Annotated in this window: 11 protein-coding genes; 5 read left to right on the top strand and 6 right to left on the bottom strand. The window is 40.2% G+C overall.

Features of this window, described 5'->3' with window-relative positions; translation table 11 throughout:
* Positions 1–952: 952 nt before the first annotated feature.
* Together rhaM and LMJ53_RS15815 are read right to left on the bottom strand one after the other, a co-directional pair.
* Positions 953–1267, bottom strand: a complete 315-nt coding sequence (gene rhaM, locus LMJ53_RS15820) for an L-rhamnose mutarotase (RefSeq protein WP_229588280.1) — start codon at positions 1265–1267, stop codon at positions 953–955.
* Between the two features lie 9 nt (positions 1268–1276).
* A complete protein-coding gene (locus tag LMJ53_RS15815) occupies positions 1277–2206 on the bottom strand; it encodes a DUF4861 family protein (protein WP_229588278.1) in 930 nt (309 codons plus the stop codon).
* Positions 2207–2720: 514 nt separating this feature from the next.
* On the opposite strand from LMJ53_RS15815, the gene LMJ53_RS15810 reads away from it, so the two are divergent.
* Positions 2721–3347 (top strand): haloacid dehalogenase-like hydrolase, encoded by a 627-nt coding sequence (locus LMJ53_RS15810; protein WP_229588276.1) that lies wholly within the window; start codon positions 2721–2723, stop codon positions 3345–3347.
* Positions 3348–3621: 274 nt separating this feature from the next.
* Here the strand turns inward: LMJ53_RS15810 and LMJ53_RS15805 are convergent, their stop codons facing one another.
* From LMJ53_RS15805 to LMJ53_RS15790, 4 genes are all read right to left on the bottom strand, one after another.
* Positions 3622–6864, bottom strand: coding sequence for a hypothetical protein (locus LMJ53_RS15805; protein ID WP_229588275.1), 3243 nt, complete (start codon positions 6862–6864; stop codon positions 3622–3624).
* Positions 6864–9368: a hypothetical protein gene (locus LMJ53_RS15800; RefSeq protein WP_229588273.1), complete on the bottom strand. Its 2505-nt coding sequence runs from the start codon at positions 9366–9368 to the stop codon at positions 6864–6866. The genes LMJ53_RS15805 and LMJ53_RS15800 overlap by 1 nt, the downstream gene beginning before the upstream one ends.
* A gap of 28 nt (positions 9369–9396) precedes the next feature.
* Positions 9397–9876, bottom strand: coding sequence for a hypothetical protein (locus tag LMJ53_RS15795; protein WP_229588271.1), 480 nt, complete (start codon positions 9874–9876; stop codon positions 9397–9399).
* Between the two features lie 706 nt (positions 9877–10582).
* Positions 10583–11620, bottom strand: a complete 1038-nt coding sequence (locus LMJ53_RS15790; RefSeq protein WP_229588269.1) for a hypothetical protein — start codon at positions 11618–11620, stop codon at positions 10583–10585.
* Between the two features lie 764 nt (positions 11621–12384).
* On the opposite strand from LMJ53_RS15790, the gene LMJ53_RS15785 reads away from it, so the two are divergent.
* From LMJ53_RS15785 to LMJ53_RS15770, 4 genes are all read left to right on the top strand, one after another.
* A complete protein-coding gene (locus LMJ53_RS15785) occupies positions 12385–13110 on the top strand; it encodes a hypothetical protein (protein WP_229588268.1) in 726 nt (241 codons plus the stop codon).
* Positions 13111–13226: 116 nt separating this feature from the next.
* Positions 13227–13808 carry a class I SAM-dependent methyltransferase gene (locus LMJ53_RS15780; RefSeq protein ID WP_229588266.1) on the top strand — a complete coding sequence of 194 codons (582 nt, stop codon included), beginning with the start codon at positions 13227–13229 and terminating at the stop codon, positions 13806–13808.
* Positions 13775–16216 carry a DEAD/DEAH box helicase family protein gene (locus LMJ53_RS15775; protein WP_229588264.1) on the top strand — a complete coding sequence of 814 codons (2442 nt, stop codon included), beginning with the start codon at positions 13775–13777 and terminating at the stop codon, positions 16214–16216. The genes LMJ53_RS15780 and LMJ53_RS15775 overlap by 34 nt, the downstream gene beginning before the upstream one ends.
* 694 nt (positions 16217–16910) lie before the next feature.
* Positions 16911–17789 carry an NAD(P)-dependent oxidoreductase gene (locus tag LMJ53_RS15770; protein ID WP_229588262.1) on the top strand — a complete coding sequence of 293 codons (879 nt, stop codon included), beginning with the start codon at positions 16911–16913 and terminating at the stop codon, positions 17787–17789.
* Positions 17790–17854 lie beyond the last annotated feature (65 nt).

Genomic DNA, 17854 nt, shown 5'->3' with positions numbered 1-17854 from the left:
CAGATAAGTGTGCATATCTGTCCTTACCATTTTCTTTTTACGTGTCATGACTACTCCGGCGAACAGTTAAAAAACTGTTATGCCAAAGTCCGTAAAACGAAGGAAGAACAAACTGGCCGGACGATACCGAAAAAGGTGGCCGGATGAGGCCGAAATCAGTGGCCGGATGATACCGAAATGGGTGGCCGACTCATGCCGAAATCGCTGGCCGGATCATCCCGAAATACGCACAAATAGACCTTAGGCACATCGAGGAACATTTTCATGGTCAAAGTGCCCTGAACAAGGCGGCTAACCACAGTGCATCCGTCTCTGCTGGAAGCTACAATTCCATATCACGCTTGCTTAGCAGGATATGCCGGGCCAGTGGCGAGCTTTGTGGTGCTAATTCAATGAAACCGGTGTCAACATTCTGATGAGCCAACAACTGGCGTTTACGGAGATTGAAATAGGTCGAGATAATCCCTTTTCATTTAGCAAATGCCGATTGAGTGAGGCCACTTTGGGCTTGCTCGGCGAATAAGGCTAGCCATTGTTCTTTAGTGCGTTTCATGATGAGTACCCTGATAATTTAAAGAGGTAGACAGATCCTGCTTATTGGTTAATAGAATTCATACTGAGTTAATTCTCCCTTGAACTATTTTGGGTTCGCTTCGTTCATCAACACTGTCTTGCCTGCGATGCTGATTTTGCTTATTAATTTGCTATTTTACTACTTTTATAAAGGGAATAAGTTACAAGAGTAGAAAAGGTGAGCAAGCCTGTCGCTTAGGTAGGTGGCATAGAGCAACCTCAACATGATTGGGGTTGCTCTAAGATTATCGAGAACAGGTAAACTGCTATTAATAATTATAGCTTATGTGCTTTTGAGGACTCTATTCTATACTGCCAGAACAGAAACACTTTGGTTGGTCAAATATAGTGTAAATTGCTATTTTATATAACAATTTAACTATTCCAGATGGAAAACATTGTCAAGTTGAGTGACGACAGGCGAGTTATCAGCATGGGTAACCATAATGTCCGCCATAAATGCCCACCATTTTTTTACAATGGGTGTTAGTGGTAGTTCATCCATTTTATGATCAGTCGTGCGTTTCAATACCGCAAAAAGAGTGTTGGTCTTTTTATCATGGTAGATAGAATAATCTGATATACCAGATTGTTTAAGCATCGCGGCAAGTCCCGGCCAGATTTCATCATGACGTTTTTTATATTCAGCCTCAAAGCCGGGCAGTAATGTCATTGTAAAAGCGATTTTTTCCATAACTCTGACCTATTTAATAGCTTGTTGATCTAAATAAAGCAGCCATTGAGATAGCGTGGTAATGTCACCAGCACCTTCCCAGGCAAAACCTGCTTTATAAGAAAGTTTTCCATTGTCATCAGTTTCGGTAATTAGCCAGATATGACTTTCGTCTTTGACTTCGCTGGGAGTATGTTTAATTTCTTTAAGCTGACTTGGCGCCAATAATGCTCCTGTGCCTACACCTTTTCCATCGATCACTTCCCAGGCTGCAATCCTTCCGGTGTTTTCGTTGTGATGAACGGAAGCTTTTTCATCATGGGTGGCTACACCAATCGCGATAGGTAATGAAGCGGGTTTGCCATCTAGAGTAAAAGTGGACTCGACCTGATAGAGCTGAGATCCCATAATCAAAGAGATATTTTTTTCTTCCTTGACAATTCCTAAGGGGGTATACCATTCGTAAGTTAGATTAAAGGAGATTTTATCGCCACTATTCTCCAAGATTTCATAGCGCTTGAAACTGTGTGCTGCGTAGGCCTTGCCATCAAGCCAAACAGCTGAGCCTCCAACGCCTCGACTAATTCCAGTATGATAGGGGTCATAACCTTCGCCATAGTCTATATGGTATGAAATACCATTTACAAATCCTTCATACCACTTATCAATAATTGAATAATCCACCTTTTTGAACCAGGCATCTACGCCACTTGAATGACCTTTCAGTGGAGCTGCTGGGCCATAAACCCTGAACGCTACTTTATCATTTTCCCAAGCAAAATCGTCACTGCGCTCAGGCACAAAACGACCATAAGCCATTACTTGAGTAGGGCTTGAAGTTTTCGACTTACCGTTTACTGAATCACCGCGATCAATAGTCGAGATACATGCCGTTAGAAATAAACTTCCGCACGCAATTAGGCTAAAGCTTTTCAACAGAGTTCTAGTTTTTACCGTCATAAAATGTCCAATAAATTAGTCAGTGGCTCAAAATTAATGTCCCGTGGATCTGTGAGTTTGCGCTATCTTGAAATTTAACGCTTGTTTGAGTGACCGATAATGCAGTATAGTGACTTAAATTGCAATTTTAAAAGTCGTATTAATAATGCTTTAGTTGTGAAAATGCTAAATTGCATGTTGGCTATTCTTATCTTTCTATAAGCAAAAAGTGCTTGCATCATCGCATAATGTTGATGCGAATCTGGGTTAGTGTTGTTAATTTCTAGGTTGTCCCCATAAATTTATCGCAAACCATACATATCTTTATCGAAATTACTAATCATGGTAAATCGAAAAATTTTTCGATACTTATGGAGTACTGTGAATTTACTGCAACTTGCAAAATTTTATATTTCAAAAACGCACTCTCGAAAAAGGGTTACTGAGAGTTTACCGAACATTAAATAAAGTATCTTCGGTGGCTTAATTTCTGACATTTGGCTCAAAGCATTCGCAGAATCAGCAAGGACACTAAATGGTAAGTAAATTAGTTGTTTTCGACTTTGATGGGACAATCACACATCCTGGTAATGACCTTTTCTTCAGTTGTTTTAACGACATATTAGACAAAAATCAATTCGAAAGTATCAACAAGATTGTCAAAAAAAATGGCAACGGGTTTAATTCAGCTCAATCGGTGCTTGAGCTTTGTAGAACATATCTGAATTTAAGAGGGGCAGGATGGGATAGTGAGTTACGGACGCTTGGCTATAAAAAAATGTCCATTCTGATTAAAAATGGGCTTTACTATAAACAGGCTTTAAAAGTGATTAATGACAGTGCGACAAAACATGGTCATGTCGTTTTAATTAGCACGGCAAATATCAGATTTATAGCTGAAGGTGCAATGTCCGCATTGAAAGATAGAAGTCTGTTGGAGGTTGAATCAGTCAAGCTTATTTCCTCTGAGATCTGTAGTAAGGGTGTTACGAGAGTAAACGCTGGAGTTGGAAAAGGTGTTTATCTCAGGGAATGGATGAAAATGAATATATTAGGAAGTCCGGATTCAATAGATGTTTATTGTGATGACCCACATGGAACTGATGCAGGGCTAATTGAGTTAGCTGACAAAACATTTGTAGTTCCAGAGTGTTTTGTATAGTTTATGAATATTCTGCTACAGAACGCTATATCCATACACGACCTGTGTACTGAAAAACATATCATCATCTCTAACTTACGAGGATATTAAAATAATAATACTGATTAAGTGCCCACTTAATTCGATTGGACTCAAAGCATGTAAATTTTGGTAATGTCTCGCCACTCAATTTGATGGTTTCACAAGAAGCAGGCATTTTAATTGCTCACCAAAAAAACCTCATTTTTTTAACTTGGATTTGTCATTAGGTAATCTTGCATTGGCATTTTGCATTTTAAATAATTTCATTTGGTGGCAGTGGGTAATTACTCTCAGCATAGCTGAAATATATAAGCGCTAGCGAGACAAAAAAACCATGGTCTCCCACTTTGTGACCTAATTCTTCATGGTTTAGCCGTTCAACAGTAAATAAAGCGTACCCATCAACACCTGTGTCTATGTAAGGTGTAAATTTGGTTGAAAAAAAGTGCTTAAATTTATTCGGAGTAGCCCATTTATCAATTAAGTCATGCCAACTTGATGTTGGATGTTCCCGGCGGGCACGGATCTGACATCTGAATTGATATGCAGTGTGGATTTTAACTAGCAATGGATACAGTTGTTCAAGGTACAACCATAGATCATCAGCCTCCCAAAATTGTGCACTAGCCCAGTCTTTTGTTTGAAACATCAGTGTTCTTTTACACGCTTCAAGGACGCTTTCTTTATCATGGTTATTGAGTGATAAAAAATGTGGGATAATAAAATTAATGGTTGCTTTTGCAAAGTTATGAATAGGACTTTTTCTTAGAGTAAAATAGGGATAAATAACATTGTCATCACCATACTCTAATTCGAAACTATTATGAGTTGAAAGGTTAGTTTCTGTTCTAATTGACGCTCCATATTTACCTGGCCATTTCTTATTTTGAAGCTCGTTAAGAAGTCTAACTGCATTTTCAAATTTTTTTTCATTAATGCTATTTTTCTTGGCCCATTCGTATGGCGGAGGGCATATGCTTGTTTTACCTAAATGAAAAGGAAACAAATACCATTCGTTATACGTCAATAATGCTTCATACAGTTCTAATTCAGCTAACGCGGTTTGTTTTCCTGTAGTAAAAGTTAATTCACGTTTAACATGTTCTGCAATCTCAGGACGTTGACAATATTCCGAAATAGCATCTAACAAGGTCATGTGAAAACCAACTTTTTTAAGTTTATCAAAATATGTTCTACGTGGAATATCGAGTAATTTTGCTGATGTATCAGGCGAAAACCATTGCTCTTTCCAAAACTCGGCGTGATAGGCCCATTGAAAAGAATGCATATAATGCAATATGGTTATAGATGGCCCTGAGTGACCTGTCAAAAGGCTTATTGCAAACAACTCGCTGCGAATTTCGTGTTCACCTTTACCTTGAAAATATACCTTACGTGCGTCAATAAGATGCTTCATGTACTCATGACTGAGATACGAAACCAATGGGAAATCATATTGATATTTATGCTGCTGCCAATACCAAAAAATCCATGTGTTGAAACTATGCCTGAGTCGATGATAGCGAAAAGAGTCATCTCCAGTTATTTGTTTTAATAATGAGACTAGAGGGTTAAACAACTCTTCTTGATCAAAAAGACTGTTCGTCATTGGGTTGGTAAATAGATACGTTGTATGTGTTGTGATTTTGTTTTTTTCAAGATAACGATTAAAAAAGCCTATTTCACTTGTATTGAGTAGTTGGCCAATTGGGATCCTTCTTTCTGCGGCAGAGCTTTTGAGCGTTCTTTGTTCAAACGGGCGGATCAGCATTTCAGTTCTTTTGGTTATCTTAATTTCTCGTTTTTCATTCCAATTTTCATTTATCGGATAAATGTCTGATATCCTTAGATAATAAACTTCACTTCGTCTAAGGCCGCATCTAAATCCAATAATTAATAATATGATTTGAGCATACTTTAAAGTTGGCACTTTATCCTGTGTAGCCTTTTCAGAAATGAATCTAAGTAGGTCAAAATACTCTGTCGGCATTAGAATATTGGCATCTACCATCATCTGTGTCTTTTTCACAGTATCAGTAATAAACCCAGAAAAAATGTAACTTGGTGTTAAGTTGTATTGTTTTTCAAGATAAATATGAAAGTCACGAAGGATCCGAGTTCGTTTTAGTTGTCCACGTAAGTTTGGTGCTTCATCAATAATCTCAAGATATAGCTCATCTAAAGAAGAAGGTTCCAATTGGTGTATTTGTTTCGCGCCAAAAACTCTGCTCATAGGGGAGAAAATAGTACCTAAAAATGATAGTAAGCTAGACGGCTTAAGTTTATTAGACCAACGACTGTTGGACGTTAAACGAGTTGCCGTCCATGAGATGAGCAATCGAGTGATAGGTAATAAATTATATTCAGAATTAGAGGCAATGACTTTTAAGGTACTAGAGATTTCTGAAAAGGTTATTTTTTTTTCATTAATGTTATTACGTTCTGACTGAGTTACCGTTAAGAGTTTTTTTAATTCCGCTTTGGCTTGTTTCATAACCTCGGCACAGTCTGTATATGCTGATTCTGGTAACTTAAAGTCTTCACTAATCCTTGGGCCTGTTACGGATGATGTTCTCATTTCTTCTATTGCTAAGTTGCTTACCTTCTTTTCATGAATACCAATTAAACGATAGAAGGAGTTTCTTTGCAGTGTTAGATTGGGTTGTGTCCCGTCGAGTACAGGTAAGTGACACGGAGTTTGTGTTAATGACAATTTAGCAATTAATAGACTAACTAAAGCTTTATTTCGATGTTTTCGAAGTGATGTGTCACCAATATTTTTTAGGTAAGCATTCAGGCACAACCGCCAGTTTGTATTTTTTAGAAAGTCACTTATTTCATCTATATTAGAATTTCTATGTTTGTAAAAGCGGGGTAAAAAATTCATAGTTACAGGATCTGGTATCCAAACATGAAAATCATTTGAAGAGCCTGTTAATTCAAACCAGCATAAATTTTCTTTAAAGAAAGGTTTGCCCTGAGTAAGGTTATGAAAGTATGAGTTAACTAAATCAAGGCGCAGTAATCCGCCAAACCGCATGGCAGAATAAATCAATTGACCCAAGTAAAAACGTGCATCCCATTCATGTGATTTTTGCTCTGATAGCGTTTTAGGTTTGCTAAGGCATAAGTCTGGTTCACTTTTAAACGTCTTATCAAGTCGTTCAATTAGCTTTAAATCATTGCCATACTTGTGTCGTAACGGTGGCTTGGGTCTACGAATTAGAACGGGGTTTCTGAGTTTAATACTATTCGGTACTTGTTTTGATAAGGCGGTAATGTATTCATTTAGGTAGTGGATAAAACGAGTAGCTTGATTTGATGATATCGGTTTACCGTTTTCGTCTCGATGTTGAGTTCTATACATGAGCCAAAAAATTTCATCATATTTATTTTGTGTTAATACATAATAGTTAACGAGCTTGTCTGAATACTTCTTATCAGCATTCTTCTTGATTAATGTTTGTAGTGTCTCAGGCAGTTCGTGAAATTGCATTAATCGATACCCTGAAGTGCTTTGATACCAAGCGACTTGCGTATCTCATCCAACAAAGGTTCAATTGCTTTTCGAATATCATTAATAGACAAGGTGGAAAAAACATGCCATTGGCTTTCTCCGATATTGCTATGGCCAAGAAATGCATCTATGAAAATGGGGTTAATATTTTTTAATTCAAAGTATGAGCGTAGAATCTTACGATTGCTATTTGCTGGTAGTTTGAAAAAATCAGATGTTTGTTGGATATAAATATATGGTCTATATGAACTAACAGTTACTTTTACTGAGCCATTTTTTATGTTGGAAGCTGTAAAAAAAAACGGTTCGGGACACCCTAGCTCTTGCCATTTCCTGAGTAAATCCAGTCTATGAAGGTGACTTAAGATCGACATGAGATGGTTACGATACATTTGTGCAATTTTAATCGCATATTGATGAAGCGGAAGTGTCCGAGTATGAAACTCGTCTGCACTGTCTTTGTCTCTTATTATGGCTACTTTTGAGTCAGCGAGTATTTCAGACATATTTATAAACCCATCATGTGTAGGTCTAATTCCTGATAATAATCCCTGGCAAACAATGCAATACGCTGTATAAAAATTATGAAACTGCATCAATGGATCAAGAGTCCAATTACTGTTCTCATCGAGTTTAGTCGTTTTTGAGTGAGGGAGGCGTTTCTTTAAGTCGGCTAATTTATTTTGAATGCCGCTAATAAGCTGCTTATATTGCGTAAAAGTTGGCAAATCGCGACAACCAATAAAAGTTTTATTTAATTCATTTGAGTCTGTTGTATCACAAAATGGGATTTCTATTCCTACTTCGAGTGATATGACTTCAATGAGTTTTCTATATCTTGTTTGCAATACAGAAATGGGGAGGGCGGTGTAATATAATCTTGCCTGACTTCCTGGCGCCGGTCTGTTGAACATAAGAGTTGCACAAGCACTACCAAACATTGCGCATGCTCTTAAAAATAAGTGATTTTCGAGTTTCGAGCGTATAACTTTAATACCTAATTCTTTCTCCACATTATCTATATATGTGGCTGATGTCCGAAAAAGGCTGCTAGAAGATAAATAATAGCCCTCTAATAATTCTTCTGCGATGTTTGATAAGACCTTTGGTAAAGGCAGATGCAAAAATTCTGAGTATTTGATTGAACATTCATGGTTACTGTCTGAGGAATACTGAATTTTAAAAGCAGGTATCACGAAAGTGTTTTTGCTAAGATTCACATGAGGATATGATTTTGCTGAGTCTATATAGCTTACGTCAGTGTTTGATAAATCATGTTCTTTTTGGCCTGAAAAAAATATCATAGCTAGATAAAATGCAGCAAATAACTTATCAGGGCCTTCTTTTGGAGAAAGGCAAAAATTTAATATTCGACTAACTTCTGTATTAGATAATGTGCGATTTTCAGTTTTCAGGTAATGATGTTGCCTCTCAATCTTTTTTATTACTCCCTTTGCTACTTTTTTGCCATGAAATGCAGCTATATAAGCTTCAACAGGCTCGTGATCAGTGAATACATAAAGTTGTTCATGTTGTTGCTCAAACACTTCTTCGCCGGCATCGTCGATATCATCACTCATACTTACTTGCTGAATTGAGTAAACCTCGTCATCTTTCGTTCCATTCGCGAGACTTTCAATTTGAACAATGACGTCTCTCTCTAGTTCTGTAACACCATGGTTATTGATCGACTCTTTAGGGTTAGCGTGGTTTCTTTTAATCTTAGAAATCTGTTTTCTATTTTTTCGCTTGCCTAAAGGTATCTCAAGGACCTTTATACAATTGGTTATTTCATGGTAGAGATATATTGCATTATCTGATTTGCTTTCAGATGATAGAGATCCTGGACTAAGAAGTGAGATGTGATTTAAGTTATTGGTTTTTTTGTAAAATGTTCTGTAGTTGTAAAGAAAGCCAATGAATTCAGATAGGTTTTGACATTTTCGGCAATCCATCATTTCAAGCCAGGTTATAGCGGTTGTGTCTACTGTTAGTCTTCTAAAGAAGACACTCAATAAGTTGTATTCATAATCCTTAAAGCGTTCAGTATCATCATTTTTGTTTCTAACAAGATACTTTAGCATCAGCAAAACGTGCCTAATCCATTTGAAAAAGCTAGCATTTTTTCTGTTTATTAAATAGAAGATAGGGTAAAAGGGGTAATCCGTAAGAGAGCCTCGGAATAATTCATTGAGTTCAGTTTTTTCATTATTTCTTTTATATTTCTTAGGGTTTCCATTATTTCTTATTATGCCCAATAAGCTATCAGATGCCTCAAGAAGATATTGGATCCTTTTAGTTAGCGCTATGTCTCTGTGTATGTCGTCCATCCATATGTCATCGAATGCAGCTCTAATATTTTTGAGCACCCCAATAATGCCATCTAGTGAACTAGGAGCATCAATTTCGGTTAATAAAGAAGAAAACCAACTGATTTCTTCATCATCTTTAATACCTAATTCTTTTAATGCTTTTTTATACAAGATTATTCATCCAACTTCTAAAGGCAAGTTACACATTTCTTTTTTGTTTGTATTTAGGGTAATCGTCCAGAATTGATGGTTTGAGATAACTCTTGATGATTTCTAGTTGTGCGCTGACCTTGGTTCCTAATGAAAACAACAACGCTCCGCCTGCTATGTCGTCTAATGCAAATTGTAATAGTTCTTCTTTTTTCTGTTTTTTCTTTAGTATTACTTTAAACATATTTAGCTGATCGATATCAAACGATGAATCCAGTTTCGAAGCGGCATGACAGGCACTAAGTAATTCGAATTGTCTAAATCCACTTACAACGAAGTAATCATTTTCAGATGTACCTTTTTTAACTACAGCTATTGGGAATACTTCTAGTAAGCGTGACAAGCTGTTAAATGAGATGTCGTTAATGTTTGCGTTATACATTAATCCATAAAGCTGAGAAATCTGCTCTTTAAGACTTGGGTGGATACCTTTAAGTTGTTCAAAAGATACATGAATGAATTGGTTCATTGCCTAGTCCTTAGTGCATACAAGTAGAGCTGATTATATTTTGAGCAGATATGTGAACGGTGACATTTTCAACTCAGAGCAGTAATCTAAAATGTTATTTTTAAAAGTGCAATAGTGTGACAAATTAATTGTTTTAAAGTGGTATAAACCGGTGTAATATGGGCGCTCATTGAGTATGGATTTTAGTTGTCTCCCAGCAAGTTTCTGCCAGTAAAATATTGTTTTTAATGATTTTTATGTCGCGCCTTCCTTTTTTATCTCCCTTGAAAATTTTATGCTCTCCGGAGGCAGAGGTCCCGCGTTCGAATCGCGGCGGGTGCACCATAAAACATCAAAACCACCTTAAGGTGGTTTTTGTGTTTTTGGCACTTTGCCCAGTGAGAACGCGTTGTTCGACAAAAACGTCTGGAACGTTTTTGAACAGCTCCGCTGGCCCGAAGGGCGAGGGCAGGACAGCCCGAGTAATCGCGGCGGTTGCGCCTTATAAATCAACCACTTATGCTAAAGTCAGGTGGTTTTTTTATGCCTTGTGACCACATTGTGACCATATCGTGACCATCCTATTTTTTATCTTGCCAAATCATGCACAAAATTGACCTTTGCCCTTTTTTAAATTAATGCTCTTAGTAAAATTTCTGGTTGACGTTCAAAGCAAATATATTGTTTGAACAAAACATCTCATAAAGACAGCCGATACGTTGGTTAATTAAGAGCATATTAAATACGAAGGACGAGTTTTTGTATTAGGTAAGCCTAGTCCCAAATGCAGAGCGTTATCACCACCAAAATAAGGATTCGGTATTTTTCTTAAATCAGATGCTTTAGCGTGTAGTTCGAAGGTTTGTAACCATTGAGTCCAATACAGTCCCTCCTTATTCGAACGTAATTTTTTAGTGATTAACTGTCTTTTTGCAAAAAATGCCGTGAGGTACTGAAGCTGGCCTTGATTATTAAATGCCTGCATAAATAGCGAGCCGGATTTATGGCGTTTTGGTGACTCAAGAAACGCAAGATATTCAGCAAAAGTGGTTACATGCAGGTGTTGATGTAACCAATACACTGCGCCTTCCCAGTAAGCACCAAATTCCTCTATCTCTGCTGTTTTTAATGGCATTTTAGGCAGTACCATATTGTTGCCAGCCACTATTGAATCAATAATGCTTTGGTACGCCTCGTGCCAATTAATAACCTGCCACTCAAGGGTGGTATAAGCGCGTTGGATATAGTCTTTACCATTAATAGTAAAAGCGACAGGCAAATCGGGTAACGGGATAACAATATCGTCCAATGTTGAGAGCATGCCGTTTGTGGGGGGCTTAGAATACTCTCGAAAAGCGAGTGGCAATGCGCCTACTCTTGCAAAGGTGAGCATGGTATTAAACCAGCCGATATAACGAGCATTGTTCGCCTTACAGAACGCCATTAGCTCTGGAAACCTATTTTCGATGGCGTCAGCAAGTTGTTCAGCTGTATGGTTTTTACAGTCCTCCCAACCAAAATATTGGTTACCTGTTGCCCCACTTGAATGATAAGCCTCTAACCGCTCACCTAAGGAGCAGCAGGCGAGTTCACCTTCTATAGAGATATAAAGTGCTTGAATGGGCAGCAGTTGTAGTCGCCAATAAAAACCGCTAGCAGACATATAAGGAAAAATGGCTAAGTTTTGGTAGCCACGTTGATGGAGAAGATTGATGGCATGAAGAAGCCTAAGACTGCGCCTAGCAGTCGAGTCATTTAATATCACGTTAGCGCTGTTCATAATCGTAATTAAAACTGTTTTGAGAGTTATATAGGTTAGTTCAGACTCGTGATGTTATTAGCGATTAGCTAAGTAAATGATCAAAAATGTCCATTAGGTAATTATATTTATTTAAGAATACGGGATGAAGAGGGATTCACGCGTTCCTCATAGAGCCGCTCTAGAGCCTCATTGATAGTCATTTCTTTGTCTTTACTCATGTAGCGCTCTATTTGCGGGCTTTTCTTTGATTGGCCTTTATTACACAAACCCCAATATAATCATAGGTTTTGGTGGGTCTGTGGCATCAATTTTAAAAGGGGTAATTAAGGCGAGCTCTTTTCCATTGGCGGAGGTCCCGCGTTCGAAGCAACGACGCGGCTAAAACAGGGGATTTTATTGCTTGGTGTTTTTTGACACTGTTCGCAGCAGTGAATTGCAGTTTTAGGTTGCAAGGTGATAAATTATTGTGCCGTGGTATGGCGAGTGTTGAGGTGCTTGAGCGGCTTTGTCTCTCTGTTGAAAGGGCAAATCACGGTAGGTGTGAGTACTAATAATATAGAGCTTGGTAAGACCGTTGAAGTCAGTCTTACCACGCTTAAGCCAGCCGTTGGTTACGAGTTTTAATTATGTATCGCGATAACCGATGGTAAAGTAACGTTCATTAATCGCAAGCAGCAGGGCCGTCTTTTAGTTGAATTGTTATTGCGTGTTATAATTAGCGTCGATGTAAATAAGCGTTGAATTGATCGAAGGCAAGGAGCCCGAACATGAAATGGATATTGGTTGCAGTACTCATGCTTATTCATAATCCCCTAATCGCTTCAACTCAGTATTCCCAAGCGCAATGTAATGAGTTAAAAAATGAAAGAGAATACATTCGTAAACGCATGAATGCAGGCTATGGTGTCGCTGAAGGTAATTGGTTAAATGAGCGAGACCGCGAGTTATTTCAGATCATCGGCCTGCGTTGCAATCAAGCATCACCCTCTGTAAATCACTCACTGCAAAACACTTCAGAAAATATCTACACACCTATGACTACTTCGTTGTCTGAACCGGCAAAGTCAGCACTGAAGGATATGCCCGATTGGTCGGCACAAAATGCTATTTTTAGTGGAAGCAAAGCGGCTGCTTGGGCTGATTTCTACCAAGTGACAACGCATTGTCGGCAAAAAACCTTGTCTGAAACTGACTTTGTAAAATGTGCAGACCATAAAGCGGAACAACGCCAGCAATTCATCACAAAATGGGAAAAACAGCAATACACTGTCGTTAACATTAGCCCTGCAATTGAGCAAAACGATCAGCAGATACAACAATCCACTTTTGCAATTCTCGAGGCCTATTTAGCTGAAAATAAAAATTTAGAATTGCCATCAAGCCTAACCCTAAGTGTGCAAGCTGAAAGCGATTATCAGCGGCACTTTAGATGGTTTGGCTTATCTTTTGTTCTGCTGCTGGCGGCGGGTGGGTGGTTGATATGGCGAAAGTGATGTTGATGAAAGCAGGCTAAGCACGTGTCAAAATTACTTTAGCGCACAGATTTATACGTTGCTCAAATCACACTTTATTGATAATACTAAACAACATCATGGATTGAGACGGTTTTATGTCGGTGAGTTATTACGATCAGCAAGCAGCGAGTTTTGCGCATGACACCCTCAGTGTCGATATGACGTTGCTTTATGACGAGTTTTTGCCGTTGCTGGCGCCGGGTAGTGTTATCGTCGATGCCGGTTGCGGTGCAGGTAGGGATAGTCGCTTTTTCCTGTCTAAAGGGTTTCAGGTATTGGCCTTTGATGCCAGTAAGTCGCTGGTCGACATCGCTGAACAAGTTACCGGTATCGCGGTGGCACATAGTACCTTTCTTCGCTTTACCCCTCCGATAAACGTTGATGCTATTTGGGCGTGTGCTTCGCTGTTGCACGTGCCCAAAGCTGAGCAGCAAGCTACGTTTCAGCATTTAGCGAAATGGCTAAAGCCCGAAGGGATCCTGTACTGCTCTTACAAGTATGGTGACAACGACTATGCCAAAGCAGGGCGGCAATTTACTAACGCCAATGAGGCGCGCTTAGCTGCATTCTTAGATGGTTCTGGTTTGCGTATAAAAAAAGTTTGGATCACCGCCGATGCTCGTCCAGGTCGCGCAGATGAGCAATGGTTAAATGCGATTTTGGAGAAAACTGCCTGATGGTGCAGCAGTTATTCCAAGGTAAGGTGCTTACTACAGGTGGCGCAAATGACCCGCTATTACCCAAGTTATTAACGGCAATTAATCATGCCACAGAAGTTGAAATCAGTGTGTCGTTTATTCAGCCATCGGGTTTGCAGTTGCTGTTGCCAGCGTTAACCGATGCGTTAAGCGCTGGCGCTAAAATCAAAATACTGACCTCTGATTATTTGCATATCACCTCGCCAGAGGCATTACGCCAGCTGTTGCTGCTTTGCGAGCAAGGCGCCCAAGTGAAACTGTTTTGTTGCCAAGCTAACACGCCGTTTCATATGAAAGCCTATATCTTTGTCAAAGGCTATGAGGGGGTGATGGAAGAGGGCTGCGCTTATATTGGCTCCAATAACATTAGCCGTACAGCACTGCTAAATTCTCATGAGTGGACATTACGCCATGATTTTCAGCAGAAATATGCTGTTGAGTGCCAGTTTACTGATATTCGCCAGCAATTTGCTGCCATATTTAGTCACCCACAAAGCCAGCCACTAACAGAAGCACTGTGGGCGGCTTATTTGCAGCGCTACCAACAAAATAAACAACAACGCTTACAGTTAGTGGATGCGGTTATTGAAGAAGAGCCGCGTTTTACGCCAAATGAGGCACAGTTGTTGGCATTAGCGGCGTTAACCGAGAGCCGTCAACAAGGGTATATGCGCGGCTTAGTGGTTCTTGCAACCGGCATGGGTAAAACCTGGCTGGCAGCGTTTGACGCCAAGCAATTGGCCGTCAAACGTGTGCTTTTTGTGGCCCATCGTGAAGAAATTTTATTGCAAGCGCAGCAAAGCTTTAGTCAGTTAAACCCGAATAAAAGTAGTGGTCTATATCTCGGTTCAGAAAAAGCACCCGAGGCTGACTTGTTATTCGCGTCTATCCAAACGTTAAGTAAAGTAGCGCACTTGCAGCAGTTTAAACCTGATCACTTTGATTATGTGGTTGTCGACGAATTTCATCATGCTGCCAGCCCCAGTTATCAGGCATTATTACATTATTTTACCCCTGAATTTCTTTTGGGGCTAACCGCCACGCCTGAGCGCAGTGATCAGGCGGATATTCTGGCGCTGTGTGATAACAATTTGGTGTTTGAACGCAATCTTGTGCATGGCATCGAAAGCCGTATCTTGGCGCCATTTCATTATTATGGCATTTACGATCAGTTTGTTGATTACCAAGAGATCCCATGGCGCAGTGGTAAGTTTGATCCCAAAGCCTTAGACAGCGCCTTCGCAACGCGCAAGCGGGCGTCACACATTTTTGAGCACTGGCAAAAACACAAACAACAGCGCACCTTGGCCTTTTGTGTGTCACGCCGACACGCCGATTACATGGCCGAGTATTTTAATGCGCAGGGCATCGCCGCGGCTGCGGTTTACCAAGGTAGTGTATTACGGCGCAATGAAGCATTAAGCCAATTGCAGCAAGCGCAGCTGAGTGTGCTGTTTTCGGTTGATTTATTTAACGAAGGAACTGACTTACCCGCTATTGATACGGTGTTGATGTTACGACCAACAGAGTCAAAGATTTTGTTTTTACAACAATTAGGTCGTGGGCTACGCCAAGCTGAACACGTCGGCAAAACGCATTTGGTGGTGCTTGATTTTATTGGTAACCATCAGTCATTTTTAAATAAACCGGCAGCGCTGTATAACGTGAGTGGTGTTAAAGCCATTACCAGTACATTGGCAAAACAGCCAAAGATAGCGCCAGGTTGTTATATTAATTTTGCACCTGAAGTGGTCAATTTTTGGCAGCAGTTAGTGCGTAAAGTGAAAAACACGGCGGCTGAAGATTTTCAACAATTGCAGTTAGAGCTTGGGCATCGCCCCACTGCGGCAGAGTTTGTGCTAGCAGGGTTCGATATCAAAAAAGTGCGGGATAAACACGGTAGCTGGTTTAACTTAGTGGCAGAGCAAACTGAAGATGCCGAAATGGCGTTGCTGCTTCAGCGCTATGGCAATTGGTTACGCGACGGTGTCGAAACGACCGGCATGACCAAATGCTTTAAAATGATCTTGCTGCGGGCTTTTTTAGCGTTAGATGGGTTTAGTGCGCCCGTCAGTACTCACCAATTAGCCAAACAAAGCCGGCAACAAATTTGGCGCCGACCCGATTTAGTAGAGAAAGACGTTCCGGCTGCACTTAGGCAAGACAATAACAGTGAAAAATGGCACCAGTATTGGTGTAAGAACCCAATCCATTTTTATGCCAAGCAAGATAAAGCGGCTAGCAAGCCCTGGTTTGTTTTGAATGCAGGGCGGTTTGCCGCTAACTTTGAGGTTCGTCCTGCTGATATTGAAGCGCTCACGGCGTTAACACATGAGTTAATTGACCTGCGATTAGCGCAATATTTATTGCGTGATGCCCTGGTTTAATAAGTCTTAAACACTCTAGTAGGCTAAATCGAGTCGGCTAAAAAGCAGTTCGTTGGGTTAAATCGACATATTGCCACCAAAATTGTACTTCCCCGACCCCCCGCAATGTCTCTTATTGGAGTGTTATGCCTCTTTAAAATGGTGTTCGCTCGGCAATAGTTGCCGCATTAAACCGACATGCGGCGGCCAAATCTTGGTATTTTGTATGAATGTCGTCGCTAGATGTACACAACTATCTTACCAATATCTGGTTTTAGTTATTACCACAAGTTTGGCGCTAGCCGCATGGCAGTGTTTTGGTTGTTACCTTGCTCGCGATCTCAGTAATTAAAATAATTTATCTTAACTTCCCTTTAAAGTCGTGGGTTAGCGGAGAGGGTGCAGGCTTTTTTGCATTAAATGAAAAGAGGTTTTTGTGCCTTTGCTCCGCTCATTTTTACTTTTGGTAAGCTATGTTTAAGTGCTTTTATCATAATTTAACCAAGAAATTGGTTGACAAATTGGCAAGAAGTAAATAGCTTTGCTGTCATACCGGGTGGTAAGCTTATGACTTTGGTCAAGCAATTTGCGGTCGGTACCTGTTAGTTCTACAACAGCATTTACGCGTTGCAACAATGCAACAACACAATTTTTTGTGGTGTACAAACGTTTCTTTGCACCATTGTCAGTGCAGCAAAAAAATTAGGGGTGAACAATGTCAAAACCAACGATCGGCTTTATCGGCCTTGGCCTTATGGGCGGCAACATGGTCGAAAATCTACAGAAAAAAGGTTATCAGCTGACTGTAATGGATCTTAACAAAGACGCAGTTGCAGCCTGTGTTGCCAGAGGTGCATCTACAGCAAGCACGGCAAAGGAACTGGCCGCATCAGTTGATATCGTCATGCTTTGTCTCACCACCTCAGCTATTGTTGAAAAAGTGGTTTACGGTGAAGAGGGTATTCTCGCAGGCATTAAAGCCGGGGCGGTACTGGTAGACTTTGGTACTTCTATTCCAGCGTCAACGCGCAAAATCGGTGCTGACCTTGCCAAAAAAGGCGCGGGTATGATCGACGCCCCCTTAGGTCGTACACCGGCACATGCTAAAGATGGCTTACTGAATATTATGGCTGCCGGTGATCAAGACACCTTCAACAAAGTGCAGCCGGTGTTGCAAGATCAAGGCGAAAACGTGTTTTATTTGGGCGAATTGGGTGCCGGCCACACCACAAAGCTTATCAACAACTTCGTTGGTATGACGACCGTTTGCGCCATGTCTCAGGCATTTGCTATTGCTGATCGTGCTGGTGTTAATCGGCAACAACTGTTCGACATTATGTCGACCGGGCCTTCTAGCTCACCCTTTATGAAGTTCTGTAAGCACTATGCAGTAGACAATGTGAGTGATCTTGGGTTTTCACTGGCTAATGCTAACAAAGACCTTGGCTATTTCCTGCAAATGGTTGAAGACCTTGGTACCGAATCAAAGATTGCCAAGGGCTCATCAAGTGATTTGCAAGCCGCATTCGATGCTGGCATGGGCAACGGCAACGTGCCAGAGATCTTCGATTACTACCGCGAACTTAACAAATAACGCGGTTTGTCAGCCTGTCGACGCTATCCGAGCTATCCATTCCTCGAAGAGGATCGCCGCTCAGT

Source organism: Rheinheimera sp. UJ51, from assembly GCF_020819615.1.
GTDB classification, from domain to species: domain Bacteria; phylum Pseudomonadota; class Gammaproteobacteria; order Enterobacterales; family Alteromonadaceae; genus Alishewanella; species Alishewanella maricola.
Note: the sequence above shows the minus strand (reverse complement) of the source record. Positions and strands in the feature narration are given on the sequence as shown.

Bases quoted from the DNA above. Each gene is read 5' to 3' on its own strand.
- LMJ53_RS15805 (WP_229588275.1), bottom strand. From the start codon at position 6,864: ATGCAATTTCACGAACTGCCTGAGACACTACAAACATTAATCAAGAAG.
- LMJ53_RS15780 (WP_229588266.1), top strand. From the start codon at position 13,227: ATGTCGGTGAGTTATTACGATCAGCAAGCAGCGAGTTTTGCGCATGAC.
- rhaM (WP_229588280.1), bottom strand. From the start codon at position 1,267: ATGGAAAAAATCGCTTTTACAATGACATTACTGCCCGGCTTTGAGGCT.
- LMJ53_RS15775 (WP_229588264.1), top strand. From the start codon at position 13,775: ATGGTTAAATGCGATTTTGGAGAAAACTGCCTGATGGTGCAGCAGTTA.
- LMJ53_RS15815 (WP_229588278.1), bottom strand. From the start codon at position 2,206: ATGACGGTAAAAACTAGAACTCTGTTGAAAAGCTTTAGCCTAATTGCG.
- LMJ53_RS15810 (WP_229588276.1), top strand. From the start codon at position 2,721: ATGGTAAGTAAATTAGTTGTTTTCGACTTTGATGGGACAATCACACAT.
- LMJ53_RS15770 (WP_229588262.1), top strand. From the start codon at position 16,911: ATGTCAAAACCAACGATCGGCTTTATCGGCCTTGGCCTTATGGGCGGC.
- LMJ53_RS15785 (WP_229588268.1), top strand. From the start codon at position 12,385: ATGAAATGGATATTGGTTGCAGTACTCATGCTTATTCATAATCCCCTA.
- LMJ53_RS15795 (WP_229588271.1), bottom strand. From the start codon at position 9,876: ATGAACCAATTCATTCATGTATCTTTTGAACAACTTAAAGGTATCCAC.